Source organism: bacterium, assembly GCA_035308905.1.
Classification (GTDB): domain Bacteria; phylum Sysuimicrobiota; class Sysuimicrobiia; order Sysuimicrobiales; family Segetimicrobiaceae; genus DASSJF01.
In genome coordinates this window covers 55,032-79,371 of the sequence record DATGFS010000004.1, presented here as the reverse complement: position 1 = coordinate 79,371, position 24,340 = coordinate 55,032, and the positions used below count along the sequence as shown (strand labels likewise).

24 protein-coding genes are annotated in these 24,340 nt (G+C 70.7%); 9 read left to right on the top strand and 15 right to left on the bottom strand.

Going from position 1 to position 24,340, the window contains the following annotated elements; genetic code table 11:
* Window positions 1-2 precede the first annotated feature (2 nt).
* The 6 genes from VKT83_01515 to VKT83_01490 all read right to left on the bottom strand — a co-directional run bounded on the left by VKT83_01515 (window position 3) and on the right by VKT83_01490 (window position 6,244).
* Window positions 3-1,145 (bottom strand): M20 family metallopeptidase, encoded by a 1,143-nt coding sequence (locus VKT83_01515; protein HLY21125.1) that lies wholly within the window; start codon window positions 1,143-1,145, stop codon window positions 3-5.
* Window positions 1,142-2,233, bottom strand: coding sequence for a 2-dehydropantoate 2-reductase (locus VKT83_01510; protein HLY21124.1), 1,092 nt, complete (start codon window positions 2,231-2,233; stop codon window positions 1,142-1,144). The genes VKT83_01515 and VKT83_01510 overlap by 4 nt, the downstream gene beginning before the upstream one ends.
* A gap of 5 nt (window positions 2,234-2,238) precedes the next feature.
* The gene (locus tag VKT83_01505) at window positions 2,239-3,894 is read right to left on the bottom strand and encodes a gamma-glutamyltransferase (protein ID HLY21123.1); all 1,656 of its coding nucleotides are present in this window, start codon (window positions 3,892-3,894) and stop codon (window positions 2,239-2,241) included.
* Window positions 3,895-4,018: 124 nt separating this feature from the next.
* Window positions 4,019-4,225 carry a cold-shock protein gene (locus tag VKT83_01500; GenBank protein ID HLY21122.1) on the bottom strand — a complete coding sequence of 69 codons (207 nt, stop codon included), beginning with the start codon at window positions 4,223-4,225 and terminating at the stop codon, window positions 4,019-4,021.
* Between the two features lie 175 nt (window positions 4,226-4,400).
* Complete coding sequence (locus VKT83_01495) at window positions 4,401-5,345, bottom strand: 2-dehydropantoate 2-reductase (protein ID HLY21121.1); 945 nt, start codon at window positions 5,343-5,345, stop codon at window positions 4,401-4,403.
* Between the two features lie 2 nt (window positions 5,346-5,347).
* Window positions 5,348-6,244, bottom strand: a complete 897-nt coding sequence (locus VKT83_01490) for an MBL fold metallo-hydrolase (GenBank protein ID HLY21120.1) — start codon at window positions 6,242-6,244, stop codon at window positions 5,348-5,350.
* 42 nt (window positions 6,245-6,286) lie between these two features.
* Between VKT83_01490 and VKT83_01485 the strand changes: the two genes are divergently transcribed.
* From VKT83_01485 to VKT83_01455, 7 genes are all read left to right on the top strand, one after another.
* Window positions 6,287-7,267 carry a copper resistance protein CopC gene (locus VKT83_01485; protein HLY21119.1) on the top strand — a complete coding sequence of 327 codons (981 nt, stop codon included), beginning with the start codon at window positions 6,287-6,289 and terminating at the stop codon, window positions 7,265-7,267.
* A gap of 175 nt (window positions 7,268-7,442) precedes the next feature.
* Window positions 7,443-8,324: a histidine kinase gene (locus VKT83_01480; GenBank protein ID HLY21118.1), complete on the top strand. Its 882-nt coding sequence runs from the start codon at window positions 7,443-7,445 to the stop codon at window positions 8,322-8,324.
* The gene (locus VKT83_01475) at window positions 8,321-8,974 is read left to right on the top strand and encodes a response regulator transcription factor (GenBank protein ID HLY21117.1); all 654 of its coding nucleotides are present in this window, start codon (window positions 8,321-8,323) and stop codon (window positions 8,972-8,974) included. The genes VKT83_01480 and VKT83_01475 overlap by 4 nt, the downstream gene beginning before the upstream one ends.
* A gap of 10 nt (window positions 8,975-8,984) precedes the next feature.
* Window positions 8,985-9,620: a hypothetical protein gene (locus VKT83_01470; protein ID HLY21116.1), complete on the top strand. Its 636-nt coding sequence runs from the start codon at window positions 8,985-8,987 to the stop codon at window positions 9,618-9,620.
* 17 nt (window positions 9,621-9,637) lie between these two features.
* The gene (locus tag VKT83_01465; protein ID HLY21115.1) at window positions 9,638-11,614 is read left to right on the top strand and encodes a copper resistance protein CopC; all 1,977 of its coding nucleotides are present in this window, start codon (window positions 9,638-9,640) and stop codon (window positions 11,612-11,614) included.
* Window positions 11,611-12,051 (top strand): hypothetical protein, encoded by a 441-nt coding sequence (locus VKT83_01460; GenBank protein ID HLY21114.1) that lies wholly within the window; start codon window positions 11,611-11,613, stop codon window positions 12,049-12,051. Before VKT83_01465 ends, VKT83_01460 begins: the two co-directional genes overlap by 4 nt.
* Window positions 12,052-12,073: 22 nt before the next feature.
* The gene (locus VKT83_01455; GenBank protein ID HLY21113.1) at window positions 12,074-12,850 is read left to right on the top strand and encodes a hypothetical protein; all 777 of its coding nucleotides are present in this window, start codon (window positions 12,074-12,076) and stop codon (window positions 12,848-12,850) included.
* On the opposite strand, the gene VKT83_01450 is transcribed toward VKT83_01455, so the two are convergent.
* The 3 genes from VKT83_01450 to VKT83_01440 are packed head-to-tail and all read right to left on the bottom strand — an operon-like array spanning window position 12,851 to window position 16,125.
* Window positions 12,851-13,852, bottom strand: coding sequence for an amidohydrolase family protein (locus tag VKT83_01450; GenBank protein ID HLY21112.1), 1,002 nt, complete (start codon window positions 13,850-13,852; stop codon window positions 12,851-12,853).
* 25 nt (window positions 13,853-13,877) lie between these two features.
* Window positions 13,878-15,224 carry a Xaa-Pro peptidase family protein gene (locus tag VKT83_01445; GenBank protein HLY21111.1) on the bottom strand — a complete coding sequence of 449 codons (1,347 nt, stop codon included), beginning with the start codon at window positions 15,222-15,224 and terminating at the stop codon, window positions 13,878-13,880.
* Entirely contained in the window at window positions 15,214-16,125 is a 912-nt protein-coding gene (locus VKT83_01440) for an NAD(P)-dependent oxidoreductase (protein ID HLY21110.1), read from the bottom strand. Before VKT83_01440 ends, VKT83_01445 begins: the two co-directional genes overlap by 11 nt.
* A gap of 115 nt (window positions 16,126-16,240) precedes the next feature.
* On the opposite strand from VKT83_01440, the gene VKT83_01435 reads away from it, so the two are divergent.
* Complete coding sequence (locus VKT83_01435; GenBank protein HLY21109.1) at window positions 16,241-16,768, top strand: CPBP family intramembrane glutamic endopeptidase; 528 nt, start codon at window positions 16,241-16,243, stop codon at window positions 16,766-16,768.
* A gap of 23 nt (window positions 16,769-16,791) precedes the next feature.
* Complete coding sequence (locus VKT83_01430; protein ID HLY21108.1) at window positions 16,792-17,502, top strand: hypothetical protein; 711 nt, start codon at window positions 16,792-16,794, stop codon at window positions 17,500-17,502.
* 18 nt (window positions 17,503-17,520) lie between these two features.
* Here VKT83_01430 and VKT83_01425 read toward each other — a convergent pair whose 3' ends face one another.
* The 6 genes from VKT83_01425 to VKT83_01400 form a co-directional block, all read right to left on the bottom strand.
* On the bottom strand, window positions 17,521-19,059 hold the full coding sequence (locus tag VKT83_01425) for an HD domain-containing phosphohydrolase (protein ID HLY21107.1): 1,539 nt from the start codon (window positions 19,057-19,059) through the stop codon (window positions 17,521-17,523).
* A 9-nt stretch (window positions 19,060-19,068) separates the two neighbouring features.
* Complete coding sequence (locus VKT83_01420) at window positions 19,069-20,244, bottom strand: PAS domain S-box protein (GenBank protein ID HLY21106.1); 1,176 nt, start codon at window positions 20,242-20,244, stop codon at window positions 19,069-19,071.
* A 145-nt stretch (window positions 20,245-20,389) separates the two neighbouring features.
* Complete coding sequence (locus tag VKT83_01415) at window positions 20,390-21,670, bottom strand: M24 family metallopeptidase (GenBank protein HLY21105.1); 1,281 nt, start codon at window positions 21,668-21,670, stop codon at window positions 20,390-20,392.
* Window positions 21,671-21,685: 15 nt separating this feature from the next.
* Entirely contained in the window at window positions 21,686-22,522 is an 837-nt protein-coding gene (locus VKT83_01410; protein HLY21104.1) for an ABC transporter permease, read from the bottom strand.
* Window positions 22,519-23,280 carry an ABC transporter ATP-binding protein gene (locus VKT83_01405; protein HLY21103.1) on the bottom strand — a complete coding sequence of 254 codons (762 nt, stop codon included), beginning with the start codon at window positions 23,278-23,280 and terminating at the stop codon, window positions 22,519-22,521. Before VKT83_01405 ends, VKT83_01410 begins: the two co-directional genes overlap by 4 nt.
* Window positions 23,277-24,338: an alpha/beta hydrolase gene (locus VKT83_01400; GenBank protein ID HLY21102.1), complete on the bottom strand. Its 1,062-nt coding sequence runs from the start codon at window positions 24,336-24,338 to the stop codon at window positions 23,277-23,279. The genes VKT83_01405 and VKT83_01400 overlap by 4 nt, the downstream gene beginning before the upstream one ends.
* Between the last annotated feature and the right edge of the window lie 2 nt (window positions 24,339-24,340).

Below are 24,340 nucleotides of genomic sequence, written 5' to 3'. Positions count from 1 at the left end.
GCCTACAACTCCGCCAGGAGGCGCGCAAACCACGCCGTGCGCGGCGCCACCGCGGCGAGCCGGACGTGCTCGCTGTCCGCGTGTCCGCCGCCGCCGACCGCGCCGAGGCCGTCGAGCGTCGGCACGCCGATGGCGGCGGTGAAATTGCCGTCGCTGCCGCCGCCCGTCCCGCCGGCCGGCAGCTCGAATCCCTCGTCCGCGGCGATCGCCCGCGCCTGCTCGTAGAGGCGGCGCGACGCCGGGGTCTCTTCCATCGGCGGCCGGTTCAGGCCGCCGGTGACGCGCACCGTCGTCCCCGGCACGAACGCCGGCCGCTCGCGGATGACGGCCTCGGCGCGCCGGGCCTCCGCCGCGGTGCGGACGCGTAGGTCGATCAGCGCCTCGGCGGACGCCGCGACGACGTTCGACCGCGAGCCGCCCCGGACGACGCCGACGTTCAGCGTCGTGCCCGCGGCCGCGAGCGGGACCGCCGCGTAGAGATCCACGATCTGGCGGGCCAACTCCAGAACCGCACTGCGGCCCTTCTCCGGATCGGCGCCCGCGTGGCTCGCCTGGCCCGTGACCTCGAGCCGGAACATGCCGACCCCCTTGCGCCAGAGCTTGGCGGCGCCTTCGGAGCCCACCGACGGCTCCAGGACGAGGACGCATTCGGACTCGCGTGCGAGTTGCTCGATGATCGGCCGGGACGTCGGGCTCCCGGCCTCCTCCTCGGTGTTGGCGAAGAACACAAACGTCTTGTCGGCCGCGGCCCCCTGCTCGATGACCGCGCGGAGCGCCCACAGGGCCTGAATGTCGCCCGATTTCATGTCGAACGAGCCGGGCCCCGTGATGCGCCCGCCGTCGATGCGGCACGGCAGCCGCTCGATCGTGCCGAGCGGCCACACCGTGTCCACGTGGCCCAACAACAAAATCCGTCTGGGCCCGCGGCCGATCCTCGCCTCGAAGTGGTCGCCCCACTCCGGCTGCGCATGCCACACGATCTCCGCGCCCGCGGCGTCCGCGAAGCGGCCGGCGAGATGGCGCGCCGCACGGTCGACCGCCGCCTTCACGGTGGTCGGGGACTCCACTTCCACGAGGGCCGTGAGATCGGCGAGGATCTCGTCGAGATGACGGTCGACGAAGGTACGGTAGGCGCTCAGGCTCACCGGCCGCCTCCGCCGTAGGTCGCGCCGTCGAGGCGCCGCAGTTCGGCCAGGTTGTCGGGGTGCATCGCGCGCCGGCCGGCCTCGAGGTCGTGAATCATCTCCACGAGGCGGGCGTTGAGCGGCAGGTCGAGGCCGCGATCCCGGCCGATGGCGACGATCTCGCCGATCTGGGCGTCGACCTCGGTGCGGCGGCGCCGGACGGCGAGATCCCGCCAGATGCCGCTCTTCTGCTTGAGCGAGCCGCGGTTGTGTTCCACCAGCGCGGCAAGGCTGCGCCGGATGCCGGCCCAATCGCGCGGCTCCCGGAACCGCATCGCCTCCGGCTCGTAGCCGTCGAAGGCCTCGCACCGGACCTCTTCCGCCTCGGCCACGCGGGTCACTTCCGCGGCGAGGTTGGCGAGCAGCAGTGTGTTGGTGGGATCGCCGAGTACCTGGGCCATCGTCTCGTCCACCACCGCGGTCGCAAAGAGCATGGACGCGTAGCCCATCTTCCCCCAGAGATAACCCCAGATGTTCGGCGTGATCGTGGTGTTCGGGAGAAAGGCCTCCCGCATCATGTCGCCTAGTGCCTCAACCCGCGGCGTGATCGCGCCGTCGAGCTCACCCAGGTAGAGCGCGCCGGGTCCGCCGTACATGATCCGGCCGGGCCCGTGATAGTCGGCGCCGAAGTTGATGAACGCGCCCACCGTGCGCGCGGCGCCGAGCCGCGCCGCGATCCGCCGCTCGTTCAGGCCGTTCTGCATCGAGACGACGTATCCGTCCGCGGGAAGCACCGGCGCGATGACGTCGAGTCCCGCATCGGTGTGAAGCGCTTTGACCGCCAGCATCACCACGCCGGGCCGCCGGCCGCCGAGCGCGGCGGGGAGGCCGTCCGGCGTCGCCGCCGGGACCCGTACGGTAAACGCGTCCCGGCCCTCGATACGGAGGCCGTCGCGGTTCACCGCTTCGACGTGCTCGCGGGCCGCGTCAACGAAGAGCACTTCGCGTCCCTGCCGCACGAGATGCGCGCCGATGGTGCCGCCGATCGCACCGGCGCCGACGATGACGATCGGTTCGGCGACGGTCGCGCCCGATCGCGAGATCCCCATCGCCGTCACCAGGCCACCGCGTACCCGTTGCGTCGCGGGTCCGCGGCCCCGGCCAGCCAGCCGGTCTCGGGATCGATCTGTACGCCCTGCACGCCGCCGACCCGCATCGACCAAGGCCCCAGCGTGTCGACGCCGTAGCCGCGGCGGGCGAAGGCCTCGCGCGTCGCCTGCGGCATCCTCGACTCGATCCGTAGCGCCCGCGCGGGCAACGCGTCGGCGACGTCGTCGATCCACCGGAACCGCGGCGCCGCGATCGCATCCTGAATATTGAGTCCGAAGTCGATGAGGTTCACCAGCACCTGTACCGTGGTGACCAGAATGCCGTACGAGCCCGGCGTGCCCACCGTCGACCAGAACCGGCCGCCGCGGAAGAGATGCACCGGCGCGATCGGCCACTCGTGCCGCTTCCCCGGCGCGACCTGGTTGGGATGGCCGGGACGGTTGTTGAACCAATGCATCGCGTTGTTCAGGCAGACGCCGGTGCCGGGCACGACGACGCCGCAGCCGAAGGCGTGCCCCAGGCTCTGCGTGATGTTGACGGCGAGCCCGCCGGCGTCCGCGGCGGCGAGATGCGTCGTCGAACGGTTGCCGCCGGCGGCCTCGCCCGCCGGCGGCGCCGCGGCGCGCGACCCGCCGTCGGACCAGGCACGCGCGTCGATCTGCGCGCGGAGGCCCTCGAGGTGCTCCGCCGACAACACCCGGGCCACCGGCACAGCGGCGGTGTCCGGGTCGCCCACGTAGCGGTCGGTGTCGAGCCGCGCGAGGCGCGCGGCGTCGGCGACGAGACCGACGTGCTCGGGACCGAGATGCTCCGTCCGGCCCAGCTCGAACCCGCCGAGGATGCCGAGCGTCTCCAGCACCTGCACGGCGCTCGTCGGGGGCGGCGGCGCGAAGACGGTGACGCCCCGATAGTCAATGGAAATCGGGTCGGCCCAATGCAGCGACTCGGGATAGTCGCGCAGGTCCTGCTCGCCGACCAGCCCGCCGCGCTCCCGCATCAGCCGGCCGATCGCCTGCCCAAGCGGGCCCCCGTAGAGGTAGCCTGCGCCGTCGGCGCCGATCCGCCGCAGCGTGGCCGCGAGGTTGGATTGAACGAGCAGCGTCCCCGGACGCGGCACCTCGCCTCCGTGCAGGTACGCCGCCACACCCTCCTGGGTGAGGCGCCCGGCGCTTTCGCGAAACATCATCTCGTCGAAGGGAGTGAACGGAATGCCCCGCTCCGCGTACTCGATCGCCGGCTCGAGCACGCGCGCGAGCGGCATGGTCCCGTGCTCCGCCAGCACGCGCGCCCATCCGGCGAGGTTGCCGGGTACGGCGGCGGCCTCATAGCCGGTATCCGGAAGGCCCTTGGCAAACCGCTCCGGCGCGGCCGCGGACGGCGCGCGGCCGAGAAACACCAGCGCCTTCGGCGGTTGGCCCGGCCGCGTCAGCATCAAGGTCCCGCAGCCGGCCAGCCCCGACATGTACGGTTCGACCACCCCGAGTGAGGCGGCCGCGGCAACCACGGCGTCGACCGCGTTGCCGCCCTGCGCGAGCATGCGGACGCCCGCCATCGTGGCGAGCGGATTGGCCGTCGCGACCACACCCCGCTGCCCGTAGACGACCGGCCGGAGTCCGAATCGCGTCGCGTACGTGGTGTGACCGGAGCCGCCAGCGCTCATCCGCGTCCCCCCCCTCATCATCGCGTGGCGTGCGTGCCCGCGTGGCTCGCGGGGAATTACGTGGGGACGGCCGGTTCCCGGCCGTCCCCGTCGACATCAATTGTCGTATGGCAGCGCCGCCGTGTCAGCGGGCAACGCGCACGTTGGACGCCTGCGGGCCTTTGCGGCCCTGAGTCTCCTCGTATTCCACCTTGTCGCCCTCGTTCAGGCTCTTGTAGCCGTCCGCCTGAATCGCGCTGTAGTGAACGAACAGGTCCTTGCCGCCGGTCTCCGGCGTGATGAACCCGTATCCCTTCTCCGCACTGAACCACTTCACCGTCCCTGCCGCCATCTTCACTCCCACCCCTACCCGTGCCGTGCTACCAACCGACTTATTCAGCCTGCTGATGCAAATTCGAGTATGCCACAGGATATTTTCCGCGCGCAAGACCCCGCGGACATCCGCGCCGCACGCCCCGGGCCGGCCCGCGCTACCCCGGCTTTGGAATCTCCCCGCTCACGCGGGATTAGCCGGCGGGAGGCGCCGGCGTCGCCGGCGCGCCGCCCGCGAAGGGCCGCAGCGCCGCGTAGATCGTGCGGTTGACCGGGACCGCGACCTCGCGCGCGTGTCCGAGACGTACGACCGTTCCGTTGAGCGTCTCGAGCTCCAGCGGCCTCCCCTCGTGCAGATCCTGCGCCATCGAACCTCGAAACCACGGCTCCATCTTCGCCATAAGCGCGGCCGACTGCTCCGCAAACCGCGGCGCGACGGCCACGCCTTCCGCCCGGGCGACGGCCGCGGCTTCCTCGAGCGTCGCGCGCATCAGCGCGGCCGTCTCACGATCCGCAAAGATCACACCCATCGGCAGCCGCGTGAGCGCGGTCACCCCGCTCACGCCGCAGATGAAGATGAACTTCTCCCAGAGACCGAGCCGGATATCCGGCCGTACCTCCGCGGCGATGCCGGCGTCCTGGAACGTCCGGAGCAGCGCCGCCGCGCGCGCGCTCTCGCCGCCGGCCAGCTCACCGAAGATCAGCTTCCCGGGGCCGCCGGTCTGACCGACGACGCCGGGCCCCTGGATAAACGACGACACCTGCGCGACCATCCCCAGCACCGGCTCCGGTCCGGTCACCGCGGCGATCCGGTCTTCGTTGTCGATCCCGTTCTGCATCGACACGATCATCGTCTTGGGGCCGACCAGGGACGGCAGCAGCGGCAGCACCGCGTCCATGCCGTAGGTCTTGACGCAGACGAGCACGAGGTCCACCGGGCCGATCGAGCGGATGTCGTCGGTCGCCGCGGCCCGGACGGTGAAGTTGCCGGCGAGGCGCGAATTCACCGCGAGCCCCCGCGACCGGATCGCGTCGAGGTGCGCGCCGCGCGCCACGAAGATCACCTCGTGGCCGGCGCGCGCGAGGAGCGCGCCGAAATAGCCGCCGGTCCCGCCGGTGCCGATGACGGCGACACGCACGGCTATCGCACCCGAACGCCCGACGGCGTGAGGAGAAACTCCTGACCGGGCCTCGGGTCGAAGGCGCGGACCCGCCCGCGCAGCGCCGGCCGCGCGTTGACCGCGTCGACGAACGCCCGGCCGCGCCGGTCGGCCGGCATGGACGAGGCGTGGTGCTGCGGGAACACAGCGACCAGGTCGGGATTGTCGGTCCGGAGGAACTCCGCCGCGATCGCGGCCTCGTCCGGCAGCATGCCCGACGCAATCGGCAGCAGCGCGATCTGGGGGCGGTAGAGCCGGCCGTACATCTGCAGGTCCATCGTCAGCGCGGTGCTGCCGGCGTGGTAGATGCGCACGCCGTTCTCGAGCGTCACGATGAAGCCGAGCGCGGGACCGCCGTAGACCGCGGCCGGAATGTTCGGGAGAGCCGGCGCGCCGGAGCCGTGAACGGCGTTGACGACCTGGACCTTGATACCGTCGACATCGAACCGGAAGCCGGGCTGGCTGCGAAGGATCTTGCTCGTGTCGACGCCGCGTCCGACCATCCACGTCGCCAGCTCGAAGGTGGTGATCACCGCGGCGCCCGTTTTGCGCGCGATCTCGACCGTCATCCCCTGGTCATCGGCGTGGCCGTCGGTCGCGAGAATGAGATCGGCCTTGTCGATGTCTTCGAGGCTGAGCGGCGACTCCTGATTCCGGAACGCCGCCCGCGGATCGTTGAGCGCCGGATTGAAGAGCAGTACCTTCCCGCGCGGCGTCGTCACGCGAAAGAACTGCCATCCGAGCCACTCCAGACGGGCCGGCGGGCCCGCCGGCTGCGCCTCCGCGGCCCGCGGCCGGGTGTATTCGGTCAGGGTCGTGGCCGCGGTGCGAAGCGCCCCGGGCCATCCCACTGATGTAATGAGCGATGTAATGAGCAAGGCCGTCGCCGTGACAGCCCAAACCTGTACGAGCGCCGGTCGATGTCGCCTCGTCACCGTCTCCGTCCCCCTTCTTCCGTGGCAGTTTCATCCATGATACTCTGCGGGACAGCGCGGGCGGCCCGCGGGCCCTGTCCATCAGACCTTACTACTTTCGGCACATTGCGGAACTCTCGGCCGGGAGACTATGGTTCATACCAGTGGCTGCGCGTCCTCGGGCTGAAGAGGGACCGGGCGTTATCCTGCGCGGAGGTGTCGTCCTTGAGAAGGGGTGTGGCAAGACTCGTTGCTGTTTTGGCCTCGGTGTCGCTCGCGCTTGCCCCGTCGGGGTTCGCGTCGGGCCACGCCGAGCTGGTCAAGTCGTCACCAATGAACGGCGCGGCGGTGGCGCAGGCGCCGGCCGTCATTCTCGCGGCGTTCAGCGAAGAGTTGGCGAAGGGCAGCATCATGCGCCTCTACGACGGGCATCAGAAATTACTCGCTTCGGGCGGTCTCGATGCCGGCGTGTCCAGCCACCGGGTGCTCAAGATCGTACCGACTCACCTCGCCCCCGGCGCTTATGTCGTCCAGTGGGTAGCCATTTCCGCCGACGACGGCAACACACACAAAGGTTCGTTCAGGTTCTCTGTTGGAAGCACGGCGATGGCACCGGCCGGGGCGACGACGAGTACACCGCCGCTTCATCTCATCGCACCGGCCAACCGGGCGCAAGTCAAGAATCCGGTCGCGCTGCTGATCGAGACGCCGGGGGACATGTCTCAGCTAACGTTGGGCAAGGGCATGGCGCCCATGGGCGGGATGGCGTCCACGGGTCCGAAAGTGCACCTGCACATCACCGTCGACGGCAAGACGTTCATGCCCACTGCCGAGCAGATGAAGAAGGTCGGCCCAACCCGGTACGAGTATTCCGTGCCGGGCAAGCTCACGGCCGGCACGCACACGATCAAGGTCTTTTGGGCCGACGACAAGAGCCACGAAACGGCCGGCGCCCCGCAAACGGTAACGTTCACGGTCGTCGGGTGATCACCGGCTGAGGTTGGACCGGCTCTTCGGCGCGCCGCCGCAGTGTGCCGCGCGCGGACACTATAATGGACGTATGCCGCCTGCCGGCGACGTAACGCACGAGTGGCCGGAGGCCACACGGCCTCGCGCGCGCAGCGCGGGTATTGCGCGACGTGCGGGGCGTGCTTCGTTTCGCGTGTGGACGGTGTTGGTCCCAGCGCTGTTCGTTTTTGCCGCGGAGGTACTCCGGCACGAAGTGCTGCCAGAGTACCTGCACGATGCGCTCCCGGAAATGCTCGGGAACGTCTTGACCGGCGCGGCCGCCCTGGTGATTTCCGCGATCATCCTCCTGCCAATCTATCGCCGGCTCGAGGCAGCGGACGCACAGTTGCGGGCCACGCAAATTGCGCAGGCGGTGTCGGCGGAACGCGAGCGGCTCGCACGAGAGCTGCACGACGGGGTGGCGCAGGCGCTGTTCTTCTTGAACGTCAAAGCGACCGCGCTCGAACGGTCGCTTGCGCCGACGGACTCGCCACGCGCGGACGCGACAATAAAGCCGGCTGATCCGGGTGAGGCTCGGCCGATCGCCGCCGAGATCGCAAGGGCGGTTCAAGACACCTCGTTGCGAGTTCGAGATGCGATCTTCGACCTCCGCACCGGCCCGGAGCCGGGCGAACCGTTGAATGCCTGGATCCGCGGCTATGTGCAGCGGTTCGTGGAGCTCCACGGCGTCGCCGGGGAAGTGCAGGAGGACGGACTCCCTCGAGAATTGTCCCTCGAGCAGCAGCTTCACACGATGGCGGTCGTTCGTGAGGCGCTTCATAACGTGGCCAAGCACGCGCAGGCCCGGACGTTCCTCGTCCGGATTGCCTGGGGCCCCACGGAGCTCACCGTCGTCGTGTCCGACGATGGACGCGGGCTCCCAGATTCGCCGGCGGGACCCGCGCAGGGCCGTTATGGCCTGGCGGCCTTGGCGGAGCACGCGCGCGCGGCAGGCGGCACCGTCCGGCTCTCGGCAGGAACAGACGACGCCGGAACCGCGGTGACCTTCCGAATGCCGTACCGGGTCGCGTCATGACCCGCACATTGATTGTCGACGACAGCGACCTTGCCCGGCGCGCCATTCGAACAGTTCTGGCCGGATCGCCCACCTTCGAGATCGTCGGCGAGGCGACCAACGCGGAGACCGCCGTCGCGAAGGTCCGCGAACTCCATCCCGATCTGGTATTGATGGACCTGCGGATGCCGGGACTCGGCGGACTCGAAGCCATCCGCGCGATCAAGGAGCAGTTTCCGGCGGTCCTGGTGGTGGTTCTGAGCGTCTCAGACGACCCGCAGGACTTCTTCGAGGCGATCCGATGCGGTGCGCAAGGCTACCTGATCAAAAACGTTGAGCCCGAACTCTGGCTCGAATACTTGGAAGCACTGGTCCACGGGGATGCGAGAATCTCGCGGGGCATCGCCGGCCGCATCCTGCGCGAGTTCACACAACGCGGGACGGCCTCTCTCTCCCTGCCGACGCTTACGCCGCGCGAAGAAGAGATCCTGACACTGGTCGCGCGCGGATTGCCGAACAAAGAGATTGGCGATACCCTGGGGATCGTCGAGGGCACGGTCAAGCGGCATCTGCAAAACATCCTCGCCAAACTGCATCTGCGCAACCGTGTCGAACTTGCCACGTTTGCCGTCCGTCAGGGTCTTACAAAGCCGGACGGGAGCGGACGCTGAGGGGGGACCCATGTCGAGGATTGCGTCCCGTTGGGCGGCTGTTATCGCCGGCATCGCCGGTATCCTGGCGGCGGGCGCGCTGCCCGCGCCGGCCCACGAACATCGCACAGTGGGATCGATCGTGATGACCGTCGGCTGGGGGGACGAGCCGCCCTTTACCGGCATCAAGAACAGCGTGCAGCTCCTCCTTGCGGACAAAGCCGGCAAGCCTATCGTCGACTTGACCGATACGCTCAAGGTGGAGGTTCGCTTCGGTTCCCAGACCAGCGATCCGCTCGATATCGAGCGGGTCTTCGGCCGCGCGTTCGGCCGGCAGGGCGATTACCGCGCGCAGATTGTGCCGACTCGGCCGGGCACATACTCGTTCCACTTCAGTGGGACCGTGGACAACCAAAAGATCGACGAGACGTTTACGTCCTCGGACAAGACCTTCGACAACGTGCAGGACGCGAGCGCGATCGAGTTTCCGGTCAAGGATCCGTCGCCGGCGGAGTTGAACGGCCTGGTGCAGCGGCTCGGTCCGCGCGTGGAGGAGGCCGGGTCGGCCGCGGCCCGCGCCAACACGATCGGGACGATCGGACTCGTCGCCGGACTCTTGGGCATCCTCGTCGGACTCGGCGCGATGCGGCGGAGACGGCCGGGCTAACGACGAACTCGTCAGGCATCGACACGCAGCCCCTCGGATTATCGGTCCCGCGCAGCGTCCGCGGCGCGCTCCTGGGCGTTGCCGCCGCGCTATCGCTCGCGACCGCGGCCTCGGCCCACGCCCTGCTGCGACAGTCCCAGCCGGCCTCGGGCGCAGTATTGCAGCAGGCGCCGGATGCCCTCACGCTCACCTTCACGGAAGAGCCGGAACCCGCATTGTCGACGATTCAGGTCGTGGACGCGAGCGGGCGCACCATAAGCAGCGGCCCCGCGGCGCCGGTACCGGGCAATGCCCTCGCTCTGCGGGTGCCGATTCAAGCGCCCGGAAACGGCGTCTACACGGTGTCCTGGCGAACGGTCTCCCGCGTCGACGGGCATGTCACCGGTGGCGCCTTCGCCTTTGGTGTCGGGGTCTCCCCGGCCGCCGCGGTATTACCCGCGGCGGCCGGGCCGCCGCCTTCCGCCGCGTCGATTGTTTCGCGGTGGCTCTTCTACGCGGGTCTCGCGGGGCTCACGGGCGTTGCCTGGGTATGGACGATCGCCGCCCCCGCCGCGGCGGCCGGCTCGATGCGCTACGTCTGGGCGTGGTGCCTTCTCGCCCTCGCCGGTGTGATCGGCATCGGCTTCTCGCAGGCCCAAGCCGCGGGCGTCGGCATCGCCCGGCTGCTCTCCACCCCGCTCGGGCTGTCCCTCTTGCTGCGGGCCCTCCCGGTCGCGCTCGCCGCCCTCGCGTTGGGCGTCGCGGCGCGGCGTTCCGCCGCGCGGAGACCGGGGTTGGCCGCGGTCGGTCTGCTGGCCGCATCCGCGATGCTGGCCCACGTCAACGCCGGCCACGCCGGCGCGACCCCCGGTGCGCTGCGTGTCGTGAACATCGGCGTTCAGTGGCTGCATTTTCTGAGCATCGCAGTCTGGCTCGGCGGACTGGCGGCGCTGCTCGCCGCGAGCGGCCGCGTGCCGGCCGAGCAGGCGGTAACCGCGGCGCGGCGGTTTTCGACCGTCGCCGGCATCGCCATTCTGTCGGTCGTGGTCACCGGCGTGCTGCGCGCCGTCGACAACGTCGGCGCCTGGGACGCGCTCATCTCGACTGACTACGGGCGCCTCGTGATCATCAAAGCGGCCCTGCTCCTCGCGCTGGCCGCGCTCGGCGCCGTCAACCGGTACCGCGTCATTCCGCGCATGACGGGCGCGGCCGGCATCCTTCGGCGTGTCGCCGCCGCGGAGCTCGCGCTGGGCGCGATCGTGCTCGTTATCACCGGACTGCTGACCGGCCTGGCGCCGGCGCGGCAGCAGGCGGAAGCAACCGCCGCCGCGCGTCCGCTGGTGGTGACTGGGAACGACTTCGCCACGTCCGTGCGCGTGCGGCTCGAGATCGCGCCCGGCCTCCCCGGCGCGAACCACTTCGTGCTCCGCGCCGCGGACTACGATACCGGCCGGCCGGTCGCGGCCAACCGAGTGAGCTTGAGCTTCCGGAGCGTGGAACGGCCGGACCTCGGCACGTCGACCCTCGAGCTGCGCCCGACCGGCAGCGGGGTGTTTGCCGGCGACGGCGCGAACCTGTCTCTTGGCGGTCCCTGGGCGGTCACAACCCTGCTGCAGCGCGCCGCGACCTCGGTAGACGTGCCGCTCGCGGTCACACCGAAGTCGCGGCCCCAGGCGATCCGAGAGATCCGCGCGCCGGGCCAACCGACACTCTACACCATCGATCTCGGAGGAGGCGTCGTGCTCAATACGTACCTGGATCCCGGCCGGCCGGGGTTCAACGAGGTGCATGCGACTTTTATCGGTGCGAACGGGCGGGAACTGCCGGTCCCTCGGCCGATCGCCATCGCGATCGGGCGGTCCGGTGGGACGGTCCGGCCGCTGCCTGTCCGCCGGTTCAGCACCGGACATTTTATCGGCGACGCGCAGTTGAGCCGCGGCGCGTGGCGGGTCGAATTCTCAGGCACCGCCCAGGACGGCACGGTGCTCGACGCGTACCTCGATGTGACGCTATGAAGCGGCCGACGTTGATTTCACCGCTGCCGGCCGCCGGCCGGCCGGTGCTCCTACTGCTCGCGATCCTGCTCCTCGCCGCGTGCGGCCCGCGCGCCCAAAACGGCCCGGCGCGGCCGGCCGCGCAGCGCCCGCGGTCTACGGCCACGCTGCGCATCCTGACTCCCGCGCCGGGCGCGGTGGTAACGGGCCGCACCCTCCAGGCACGGCTCGAGCTCACGGGCGCGACGATCACGCCCGAAACGTCGACCAATCTGAAGCCCGACCGAGGACACATTCACCTGATCCTCGACGGGCGGGTCGTCTCGATGTCGTACGGTCTGGAACAGACCGTGCCGGTGACGCCGGGCGACCATCTGATGCAGGCGGAGTTCGTCGCGACGGATCACTTCCCGTTCAACCCGCGCGTCGTGACCAGCGCGACCTTCACCGTCAAGTGACGCGGCGCCCGAGCAAGACCGTTTGAACCGGCGTCGGCCTGACGGTGGCCGGCCGCGGGTCGCCCGGCACGCTCGCCGCGCCGCCCGCGGGTTCGTCGCGACCGGGATGCTCGCCGCCGGCGTGCTCATCGCCGTGGTCCTCGCCGCGCCGGGTCCGGTACGGCTCGGGCGCGCGCTTTACGACGGCGTCACGCCCCTTCCGCCCTACCAGTGGGTGCACCCGCCCCGTGAACTGGCACAGGATAACCGGCCGCCAGAGCCCGGACGCGCCACGCGGGACCTGGATCCAACCGGACGGTCCCCGGGGGCCGTCGCGACCGGGGACGCGCAGTGCACCGTCATCCTCAACGACGGCTCGATTGCCGCGGGACCGCTCGGGAGCACGATCACGGTGACGATCACTCAACTCGACCCCGCCACGATCGGGCCGCCGCCGCCGGGTATGCGCTTCGACGGCAACGCCTGCCGCTTGGACGCCGCCTACGGAAAGAGCGGCGCCGTGCCGCGCTTCACCCGTCCGGTCACCATTGTGCTCCGGTACGCCACCGGCGGCACGCAGATCGTCCGGGCGTCATCCGGCGGTGGCCCGGCCTGGCAGCCGATTCACGCCGTGCAGTACGCCGGCCACCTGCACCTGCTGGTGGCCGACGTACCCACGCTGGGGGCCTTCGCACCCGCGGCGCCCGCGGGAACGCCCTACCGGGCGGGACCGCCGTGGGCGGCGTATGCGGCCGTCGCGGCGGCGGTGGCAGTGTTCGTGGCGCTCGTCCTGATCAAGCGGCGGGCTCCGCGCGCCTGATCACGCCGCCGTCCCCGCGAACAGCTCGTTCGCCGTCTCGCCGAGGATCCGGCGCTCGTCGTCCGCGCCGAGCTCGGCCGCGCGGAGTTGGTCGGCCGGACGCTCGACGCCCATATCGAACGGGTAGTCCGACCCCAGCACCACGTGATCGGCGCCGGCATAGGCGACGAGCTGCCGGAGCAGCGTCGTATCGTGCACGATCGTGTCGTAATAGAAGCGCCGCAGCGACTCGTCCGGCGGCATCCGCAGGCGCGCGCGCGCCGCGTGGACCTCCTCGTACGCGTGCCCAAGACGGCCGCGCAGCGCGAGCACCGCGCCGCCGCCGTGAGCCAAGATGATGCGGAGGCTCGGAAACGTTTCGAGCACCCCGCTCATCACCAGATCGGCCGCGGTGATCGTCGTCTCGAAGGGATTGCCCACCGCGTTGCTCAGATGGTAGCGCGTAAAGGCCGGGATATCGAAGCCGCGAGTCGTCGGATGGATGAACACGACGGCCCCGAGGGCCGCGGCCGCCTCCCAGAACGGCCGGAAGCGGTCGTCGCCGAGATAGACGCCGCGGACGCTCGCCGCGATCTCCACGCCGGCGAGCCCCAGCCGCACCGCCGCCTCCAGCTCGCGCGCGGCCAGCGCCGCGTCTTGCAGCGGGACCGTCCCGAGCGCGGCGACGCGGCCGGGATGCGTCCGCACCAGCCTCGCTAGCGCGGCGTTTTGGATGCCTCCGGACTCGAGCGCGTCCCGCGGCTCCGCGTCGTAGCGCAAGAGGCCGACAAACGGGCAGAGCACCACCCGGTCGCTGCCGGCCGCGGCGGTCTCGGCGAGCACCCCCTCGGGGTTCACGAACTCGTGGCGGACCGACCGGACCTCGACGCCCCCGATTTCGATGCGCTGCCGGTCGCCGTCGCGGATGATCCGCGGCCGCCACGGCTCGGGGCCGTGCTCCCGCGTGATCTCCGGGACGATGATGTGGACGTGGGTATCGACGACGGCGGCGCCGGCGGTCATCCGCGGACCCCCGCGCGATGGGGCCTCATCGTCCCCGGCCCTCCGTCCGCGCGCCGGCGACGACCCGGTCCGCGGGGGACGGTGGGGCGACCGCGCGGTTCAGGTTGGACTGGGCCTCGCGGGTCGAGTCGAGCGGCCCCGCGGCGGTCCAGTAGCGCGTGCCGGCGACGAGCAGCTTTTCCGCCGGAAAGCGCGTGATGACCTCGCAGCCGTCTTTCGTGACCACGAGCTGCTCTTCGATCCGCGCGGCGGACCAGCCGTCGGCGGCCGGCCAGAAGGTCTCGAGGGCGAAGACCATGCCTTCTTCGATCACCTCGGGGTGGTCGAGCGAGACGAGCCGGCTGAAGATCGGCTTCTCCCAGATCGACAGGCCGACGCCGTGCCCGTACTGCAGCGCGAACGCGGCCTCTTCATCGGCAAACCCGAATTCCTCCGCCTTCGGCCACACGCGGACGACATCGCCGGTCGTCACGCCCGGCCGGATCAGGGCGAGCGCCGCGTCCAGGTAATCGCGGCAGCGCCGGTAGGCGTCCACCATCGCGTGCGACGCGCTGCCGACGCAGAACGTCCGATAGTAGCAGGTCCGGTAGCCGTTGTAGGCGTGGAGGATGTCGAAGTACGCCGGATCACCCGGCCGCAGCACGCGGTCGGTGTACACGTGCGGGTGCGGACTGCACCGCTCGCCCGAGATCGCGTTGACGCCTTCGACGTGCTCGGACCCGAGGTCGTAGAGCACCTTGGCCACGAGGCCGACGCACTCGTTCTCGCGCATTCCGGGCCGGATCGCCTGGTACAGCTCTTCGTACGCCGCGTCGACCATCATCACCGCGGTCGTGATCAGGGCGATCTCGTCCGTGGTTTTGATCTTGCGGACGTCCTGCATCAGGGTCTGCCCGTCGACGATGCGAAGGCCCTCGGCCTGCAGCGCGAACAACACCTGGGGCTCGATGATATCGACCGCGAGCGGCTGCGTGTGCAGCCCGCGGGCTTCGAGCTCGACGCGGATCTTCTTTGCGACGTCGCGCGCGCTCTCGGGGTACGCGCCGCGGAGTGTGGAGATGCCAGCGCGTGAGCGCTCTCCGAGCCACGGGCAGTACAGCCGATGGTGCCGCGCCGCGGATCCGAAGTCCCACAGGATCGGCTCATCGCCGCGAGGCAGGAGCGTGAAGCGCACCAGTTTGTCGATCGCCCACGTGCCGATGTGGGTCGCGGTGATGTACCGGATGTTGTTCATGTCGAAGCACAGCAGCGCCCCGAACTCGGACGCGTCGAGGAACCGCTTGACTCGGGCGAGCCGCTCCGTGCGGAGGCGTTCGTAGTTGACCCGCTCTTCCCAGTCGACCGTCTGCAGGCCGAACGTCTTAATCCCCATCGCTACCCTCCCCGTTCGGCCGCGCCTCGACGCCGGCCAAGCGCGCGAGCACGTCGAACATCGCCGCGAAGTCCTGTGCTGCGAATCCCATCGCCCGCGCCGCGGAGAGCCATTCGTCGGCGATCGCCGTCGTCGGCAGCGGCACCGCGAGCGCGCGGCCCGCCTCCCCCGCGAGCCGCAGGTCCTTCTGCATCATCGTGCAGTCGAACCACGCCTCGTCCGGCATCTCGAGCACGAACGGGCCGCGGTATTTGAGCATCGGCGAGGCGATCGCGCTGTTGAGGAGCACGTGCACGGCGGTGGCGCGGTCGATGCCGCCCTTCTCCGCGAGCAGCACGGCCTCGCAGAATGCCAGCATCTGCGCCCCGAGGTTGAGGTTCGTGGCGACCTTCATGAGCGCCGCCTGGCCGTTCCCGCCGACGCGCGTCACGACGGGGCCGATCGCGAGGAGCATCGGCCGGATCCGCTCCACCACCTCCGGCTCGCCGCCGACCATGATCGAAAGCCGGCCCTCCTGGAGCGTGACGAGACTGCCGGACACCGGCGCGTCGAGCATCGCCGCCCCGCGCTCGCGCACGCGCGCGGCCAGCTCACGGCTGACCTCCGGGCTGACCGTGCTCATGTCGACGTAGATCTTGGCCGGTCCAAGTCCGGCGAGGATGCCATCGGGTCCATCGGTCACGGCGCGCAGCGCCGCGGTGTCGGTGACCATCGAGAACGTCACCTCCGCGGCCTCGGCGACCGCGCGGGGCGACGGCGCGAGCCGCAGTCCCGCGTCGGCGAGCCACTGCGCCTTGGCCGCGGTGCGGTTGTAGCCCGTCACGCGGTGGCCGGCATCGAGCAGCCGCTTGGCGATGCGGCCGCCCATGGCCCCCAGGCCGACGAATCCGAGGTGTGCCACCGACGCCTCCCCGCACGAGCGTGCACTGGTGCCGGCCGACGCGCCGCCGGCATCCGATGTGGATCGACGCCGGACAAGCGGAGTCCGGCGTCACGGCGTTGTATGTCCTTACCCGTTGGACGTTCTCTTACCTCTCATCGCCGGGCTGCTCGGCAGTACCGCGCTCGCGCTGCGTCCGCCGGCCACCGTCGCGTCGGTCGCCATCACGCTGGCCACCGGCGTGATCGGCGCGGTGACGCCACTGCCCCGATCGGCCCGCGACGGCCCGAACGGCCGCCTCGCGTGGCCCGCGGTCACCGCCGTCGGCGTGGCCGCCTTTGCCGTCGCGCGCATCCTGCAGCACCCGTTGGCGCCGAAGATGGCGCCGCTCGCCGTCGCCGCGACCGCCGTGGCCGGCATCGCCGAGGAACTCTTGTTCCGCCGCCTGCTCTACGGCGCCCTCTCGATCTACGGCGCGGCATTCGCCGTGGCCGGATCGGCCGCGGTCTTTGCCGCGGTCCACGTGCCTGCCTACGGGATCGCGGCGCTGCCGGTCGATCTCGCCGCCGGCCTGGTCTTCGGCTGGCAGCGGTGGGCGTCGGGAGGCTGGACGGCGTCCGCGGTCACGCACGCCGCGGCCAACGTGCTGCAGGCGGCATGGTGACGCCGGAGCGCCCCATTCGCGGGATGCGGCGCACCGCGGCCGCGGCGTGGGGGCTGGCGGCCGTGCTGCTCTACCTCGCCGTTGCCCCCGCCGTCTGGCGCGCCGTCCCGGCGCGCCTCTTGTACGAAGGCGAGGCGCCGCCCGCTCCGTACCGGTGGGTGCATCCGCCGCCCGAGGTCGCGCGTGACAATCAGCCGCCGACGGGCGGCGCCGGACAGATTGGGTTGAACCCCACAGGCTCCGGCTCGGCGTCGGTCTTGACGGACGATGCGCAGGCCGGGGTGATCTTCCCGCACGACGCGGTAGCCCCAAAGGCCGGCGTCACGACGGCCGTCGTGCGCATCGCCCCGGTGGATCCCGCCGCCGTCGCGCCGCCGCCGGCGGGCCTCGTGTTCGACGGCAACGGGTATCGCGTCGAAGCAACCTACCAGAACGACGGCCCGATCACCCTGCGCCGCTCCGTCACCCCGGTACTGCGCTATCCGCGCCACGCCACGGTCCTGCTCCGCTGGAGCGACGGCGCCTGGACGGCGCTCGACACGAAGCGCGTGCAGGCGGCCCTGCAGATCTTCGCGGCCTCGGATCGGCTGGGCGTATTCGCCGCGGCGCGTCAGGCGGGCGGCGGGTCAAGCTCGTGGCTGCCGTACGGCGCCGGCGCCGCGGTCGTGCTCGCGGCCGCCGCCGCCGCCGTGATACTGCTGCGGAGACGGCGGGTGCCGCGCGCCGCTCCGTGACACGGCCGGCTCCCCGGCTCAATCGGGCTGCTCGTCCACCAACCGAAGGAACAGCGCCGTGATCTCAGGGTCGAAATGCTTGCCGGACTGGCTTCGGATATAGGCGAGGGCCTCATCGCGGCTCACCGCCGCCCGGTACGGCCGGTCCGATCGAATCGCGTCCCAGACGTCGGCGAGCGCGAAGATCCGCGCCACCAGCGGGATCTGGGTGCCTTTGAGCCCCCGCGGGTATCCGGTCCCGTCCCATCGCTCGTGGTGACAATACGGAATGTCGAGCGCCGGCTGCAAATATGCGATCGGCGCAAGCAGGTCGTGGGCGAACACGGGGTGGCGGCGCATGAGGTCGCGTTCCTCGGGACTCAGCGGGCCGGACTTTAACAGAATGTGGTCCGGGATGCCCATCTTGCCGATGTCGTGCAGCAGGGCGCCCCGCCGGACGTGCACCAACTCGGCGTCCGGCAGGTTCATCGCGCGCGCCATCCGGAGGGTCAGCCGCGTGACGCGCTCGCTGTGGCCCTCCGTCTCCCGGTCGCGCAGATCGAGCGCGCGGGACCAACCCTCAAGGGTGGTATCGTAGGCCCGCGCCAGGTCCATGTTGGTGCGCTCGAGGTTCGCGAACATCGCCGTGATGTCGATGGCGATCGCCGCCTGGGCGGCCAGCGCTTCGAGAAACGACAGCCATTCCTGATCGTCGACCCGGACGCGGCGGTGGAAGAGCTCCAGCACCCCCACGACGCGGCCCTTCGCCACCAGCGGCACCGCGTGATACGCGGCAAACCCCTCCGCCAGCACCTGCGTGCCGGCGAACTCTCCGGGCGAGGCGGCAAGGTCCGGGATGTATACGGGCCGGCGGTCCAGGGCCGCGCGGCCGGCGTGGCCTTCTCCGAATCGCCGCTCGGCCGGCCGTCCCGGCTCGATCCGAAATCCCCGCGACGCGGCGTGCGACAGCATCGGCGCGGCGGGACCCGCGAGGAGGATCGCCGCCGCGTCCACCCCGAGGCGCGCCGTCACCTTCTCGAGCACCACGTTGAAGATCGTGTGCAGGTCAAAGCTGCTGCTGATCGCCCGGTCGATGTCGCGAACGGCCTCCAAGCGCTCGATGCGCTCGCGCTGCTCGTTGTCCGCCCGGTCCTTCTCCCGGCGCAGGCGCCGGGCTTCGAGCGTCCGGTCGACCGCGGTGCCGAGCCGGCCCAGGCGGTCTTTCAGAAGGTAGTCCGCGACACCCTGCTTCATCAGCGCGACCGCCGCTTCTTCGCCGATCGTGCCGGACACCACGATCAGGGGGACGTCGAAACCGCGCTGCCGCAGAAGCTCGGCGGCCCTGAGCGCGCTAAACTGCGGCAGGCTGTTGTCGACCAGAATGAGGTCGAGCGCGGGGGACAGCGCGGCGAGATACGCCGCTTCACTGCCGACCAGGATCCACGACGGCGCGAACCCGGCGCGCCGCAGCGCCTCGATCTCCAGCTCGGCGTGCGGCGGCTCGTCCTCGACGATGAGCACGCGCAGCGGCCGCGGCGCGGCGCGGGGCGCGGAGCGGGGCCCGCGGGTCTCGTCCATGCGTCCGGGTCAGCCGTCCTCCGGCCCGCGCGGGTCGGGCCGGCTCAACGTGAAGAAGAAAGTCGCTCCCTTCGCGACGTCGCCCTCCGCCCACACGCGGCCGCCGTGGCGCAGCACGATGCGGTGCACGGTGGCCAGCCCGATGCCGGTGCCCTCGAATTCGTCGATCGAATGCAGGCGCTGAAAGATCTTGAACAACTTGTGCGCGTACTGCGGATCGAAGCCGGGACCGTTGTCCCGGACGAAGTACGCGTATTCGTGGGGGCGCTCGGCGTCGGCCCGCCGGCCGACCTCGATCAGCGGACGGTCCCGGCCCCGTGTGAATTTCAGCGCGTTGCCGAGCAGGTTGACGAACACCTGCTGCAGCAGCGCGCCGTCCGCCCGGCACGGCGGCAGGTCTCCGATCATCAGCTCGACGCGCCGGCCGCCCCGGACGCCGTCGAGCTCGTCCCACGCCCGCCGGGCGATCTCCGCGGGCTGCACGACGGATTCGGTCAGGGGCCGGCGGCCCAGGCGGGCAAACGCGAGCAGATCGTCGATCAGACGCCCCATCCGGCGCGTGTTGTCCGTGATGAGCCGCAGGCGGCGCTGTGAATCCGCTTCGAGTCCGCCCGCGCAGTCCTCGAGGAGAATCTCGGCGAACCCCGCGATGGTGATCAGCGGAGCGCGCAGGTCGTGGGCGACGGTGTATGAAAACGCCTCGAGTTCCTCGTTCATCGCCTGGAGCTCGCGCGTGCGCTGCGCGACCCGCTCTTCGAGGTCCGCGTTGAGGCGCTGCAGCGCCGCCTCGGCTTCGATGCGCCGCGTAATGTCGCGGGCGATCGCCGAGACCGCGATGACCCGTCCGGACGCGTCCGTAATCGGCGAGATCGTCAGTGACACGTCGAGGCGCCGGCCGTCTTTGCGCAGCCGGACCGTCTCGTAGTGCGTGACGTGCTCGCCGCGCCGCAGGCGCGCGAGGATCTCGGACGCTTCGTCGAGGCTGTCTTGAGGCACGAGCAGCATCGCCGACGCGCCGGACGCCTCGGCCGCGGAATACCCGTACATCTGCTCGGCGGCCCGGTTCCACGTCAGGATGACGCCGTCGAGCGTCATGCTGTAGATGGCGTCGTCGGTCGACTCGACCACGGCCGCCAAGTGGGAGAGCGTGAAGCCCTTCTGCTGACCGGTCACAGGATTCGCCAAGGGCACTACGTCCGCTGCGACGTGGGAGAACTTCCGGCAAACTTACAATGACATGACGGGGCGGCACGGAAGTGCCCCCCCTTTTACTCTTCCCTCGTTGACCCCGCGCGGGAGCGAAAACGAAAAACTCGTTCGACTAGGTAACTTAGCCCTCGACCACCAGCAGGTCGTCCGGGAGGCCGTCCGTGACGAGTTCCCGGCCGGAATCGTTCAGGAGAAACGTGTGTCCGTAGAACAGTCCCAGCAGGCCGTCGGCCGTGATCGGGTTCGGCTCGAGCATCAGCTCCATGCCCGGACGCATCACGCGGTCCGCGGGGTCCGCGTGCACGCCGTCGACGCGGACGTCGGGATGATGGCTCGTCAGATCGATGCCGTGCATCACGATCGGACGGGACTGATAGCCCCGTTCGCGGAAGACGCTCGTCCGCCGCTGCATCGCCTCGAACGTATTCCCCGGCCGGAGCTCCGCGGCCAGCAGGTCGAAGCCCGGCCGCACGATCTCATCCCACATCCGGCGCACCCGCTCCGGGGGCCGGCCGACGCAGATCGGAATGCCGATCTGGGCCGTGTACCCTTCGTAGCCGGCCGCGAGCTCGTTGAGAATGAGATCGCCGGCGCGGAGCCGGCGTCCCGACGGCCGCGGGTTCCCGAACACCATGCGCGGCTCGTCCATCGGCGTGCTGCCGATGATCAGAAAATCGAGCTCGCCGCCGCCGGCGAGAATCGCCGACGCGGCGGCGGCTTTGAGCTCGTACTCGGCGACGCCGGGCCGGGCGGCGTCGCGGACGGCGCGCAGCGCCGCGACGCACAGCGCGCCCGCGCGGCGCACGCGCGCGCGCTCTTCGGGGCTCTTGATCACGAGCAGCTCATGGAAGAAGTCGCCGACGAGCTCGAGCCGGGAGTCCGGGAGCTCCGCGGCGAGCCGCCGGTACTGGTTAAGGGGCAGGTAGTCGCCGTACCGCGGATCGATCACCGCGATCCCGATCCGGCCGCCGGCGTGCCCGCGCTCGCGGGCAACGGCCGCCAGCACCTCGCCGAACTGCCCGGCGGACGCCGGGCGCACGTCCCGCACCGCGACGGCGCGGCGCGTCGCCTCGATGTGCGTGCCGCCCATCCCGTACACGAGCGCCGGCTCTCCGTCCCGCGGCACGTACAGGTACACCGACAGCGCGTGCCACTCGCGGTGGTTGGTGAGCCAGAACACCCCGGCCCCGTAGCTCCAGTGGTTCGGCCCGCCGCAGGCGACCAGGCCGTCCAGGCCGAGGCGGGCCATCTTCGCGCGGACCGCGGCGAGCCGGCGCCGCTGCTCGTCGTCCGAGAAGCGATCGTACACCGCGTCCGCGTAGTACGGCGTGCCGGAGAGCCGGCCGAAATGCGCGCCGCTGTCGAGCGCGCCGCGCACCGCCTCGAAGTCGTCGGACGACACCGGATGCGACCTCCTTCAGTCGTCGCGCCCGGCAAACTGCCACGGCGCGATCCGCATCTCCACCCAGCGCAGCGCCTGCACGAGCGTCACGCCGGTGATGGACAGGATCACGACCGGGACCAGCAGCCGGTCGATCTGCAGGTTTTGCGCGTAGCGCACGATCAGATAGCCGATGCCGGAGACCGACGTGTAGAGGTCGGCGATCACCATGCCGATGAGCGCGCGGCCGAGCGCGAGGCGCACCCCGGCCACGATGAACGGCAGCGCGGACGGCAGGATCACGTCGCCCCACAACGCGCGTTCCGACGTGCGGAACGAGCGTGCGACCTCGAGCAGCCGCGCGTCGACCCCGCGGACGCCCTGATATGTGTTCAGGAGCACCGGAAACACCGCGAACAGAAAGATCACGACGATCTTGCCGGAGTCCCCGAACCCGGCCCAGATGACGACGAGCGGGATCAACGCCACCATCGGCGTCGAGTACAGCGCGATCACGAACGGCTCCAGCGACAGATCGAGCAGCCGCACGCGCGCGATCAAGACCCCGGCCGCGACGCCGACGATCGTACCGAGCAGCATGCCGATCGCGGCCACGCGGAAACTCAGGCTCAGATACGGCCACAGTTCGCCGGACGCGATCATCGCCGCACCGGCGACGACGATCCGGGACGGCGGCGCGAACAACAGCGGACTGATCGCGCGGGCGCCCGCTTCCCAGATCGCCAGGACGGTACAGACCGAGGCGACGCGGACGAGCGCGTCGTGAAGCCGCCGGCGCCGCCGCAGGCGCGAGGCCGCCGCCTGCACCGCCCGCTGCTGCGCCGATACGGCCAGCGCCGCTTCGCCGCTCATTGGATCTCCTGCCGCAGCAGGTTCCAGACCTGGGACCGCAGCGCCCCGAACGCCGGATCGGCCCGTACCGCCGCGACCGACCGCGGCCGGGCGTACGGCACGGTGAGCACCTCGCGCACCCGCGCCGGCCGCGCGGTGAGCACGATCACGCGGTCCCCCAGGACCAGCGCCTCGTCGATGCTGTGGGTCACGAAGACGATCGTTTTTCGTTCCTGCTCGAGGATGCGGAGCATCTCTTCCTGCAGGATTTCGCGCGTCTGGGCGTCCAGCGCCGCGAACGGCTCGTCCATGAGCAGGACCTCCGGGTCGATCGCGAGCGCCCGGGCCAGCCCGACGCGCTGCTGCATGCCGCCCGAGAGCTGGTACGGATAATATCCCGCGAACGTCTGCAGGCCGACGAGCGTGAGCACGCGCCGCACCCGGGCCGCCGCCTCCGAGCGGGAGACGCCCCCGAGGCGCAAACCGTACGCCACGTTGGCCTCCACCGTCTTCCACGGGAACAGGCCGAAGTGCTGAAACACCATCGCCATCCGGGACGGCGGCGCCGTCACCGCCGACCCGTCGAGCAGAATCCGCCCCGCGGAGAGCGGCACCAGGCCGTCGATGCATCGCAGCAGCGTCGTCTTGCCGCAGCCGCTCGGGCCGACGATGCACAAGATCTCGTTGTCGTAGACGTCGAACGACAGCCCTTCGAACGCGCTGACGGTCCCGCCGGCGAACATGCGGCACGCGTTGTCGATCTGGATCTTGGTCTTCACCGCAGGTGCTCCGCCATGAAGTCGGCGACGAGCGGCCGGTATTTATAGGCGATGTTGTTGCAGACGTGGTTGCCGTCAGGATACAGCACCCAGCGCTTCGGCCCGGCCGCCCGCTCGTACGTGCGGTAGGCGTCGTCCGGCGGGATGAGGTTGTCCTGCGCCCCGTGCACGACGAGCAGCGGCGCCGTGATACGGCCGGCGCAGTCCGCGAGCGTCGCGCCCCGGCTGCGCGCCGCGAGGTCGGACGGGTCGCGCGCGCCCCAGATGTGCAGCCACCGCGCGAGATGCAGCCCGCGGTGCAGACGCCCCTCCTCGAGGCTGTGCAGCCCCCCGCACGAGGCGACGGCCCGCAGGCGCGGCTCGAACGCGGCGCAGCGCGGCGCCAGATACCCGCCGAGGCTAACCCCGCACACGCCGACCCGCGTGCCGTCGACGTCGTCCCGTGCGAGCAGATGGTCGATCGCCGCCGCCGCCGTGACCTCCCAGTCGACCCGCATCTTCATCCGGTACCACGTCTCGCCCTGACCCGGCCCGTCCAGGGTCAGCGTGGCGAGCCCCCGGCGCAGGAAGAACCGCTCGAAGGTGGCATGCTCTTCCTTCACCGAGTCGAGACCGGACAGGAACAATACGACGGGCGGACGTGCGGGGCCGGCTCCGGCAGGCCGCCGGAGGTAGGCGGGGATCCGGACCGCCTCCAGCGGAAACTCGACCCGCTCGCCCGGCGGATCGAGCGAGGGGAGCGCGCGGGCGTAGCAGCCGACGCAGCGCTCGTGCCCGCGGGTGTATTCGTCGAGATGGTCCGTCCAGCTGAATACGGCGAAGTGGTAGGCGAGCGCCGCGCGGTAGTACGCCTCCCCGGCGGTCACAGCCAGTCCGGCGGATTCGGCGTCGCGCGCGAGGCCCTCATGGGTCCGGCCGAGCGCCATCCACGCACCGTACCACTGATCCCACGTCTCGAGCCCGCCGACGACGCGGCGGTAGTCGCTCGGATCGACGCCGTTCGCGACGAGCCGCGGCTCCCAGGTCCGGCCCACGTACCGGATCGTCTCGTCAGGCATGA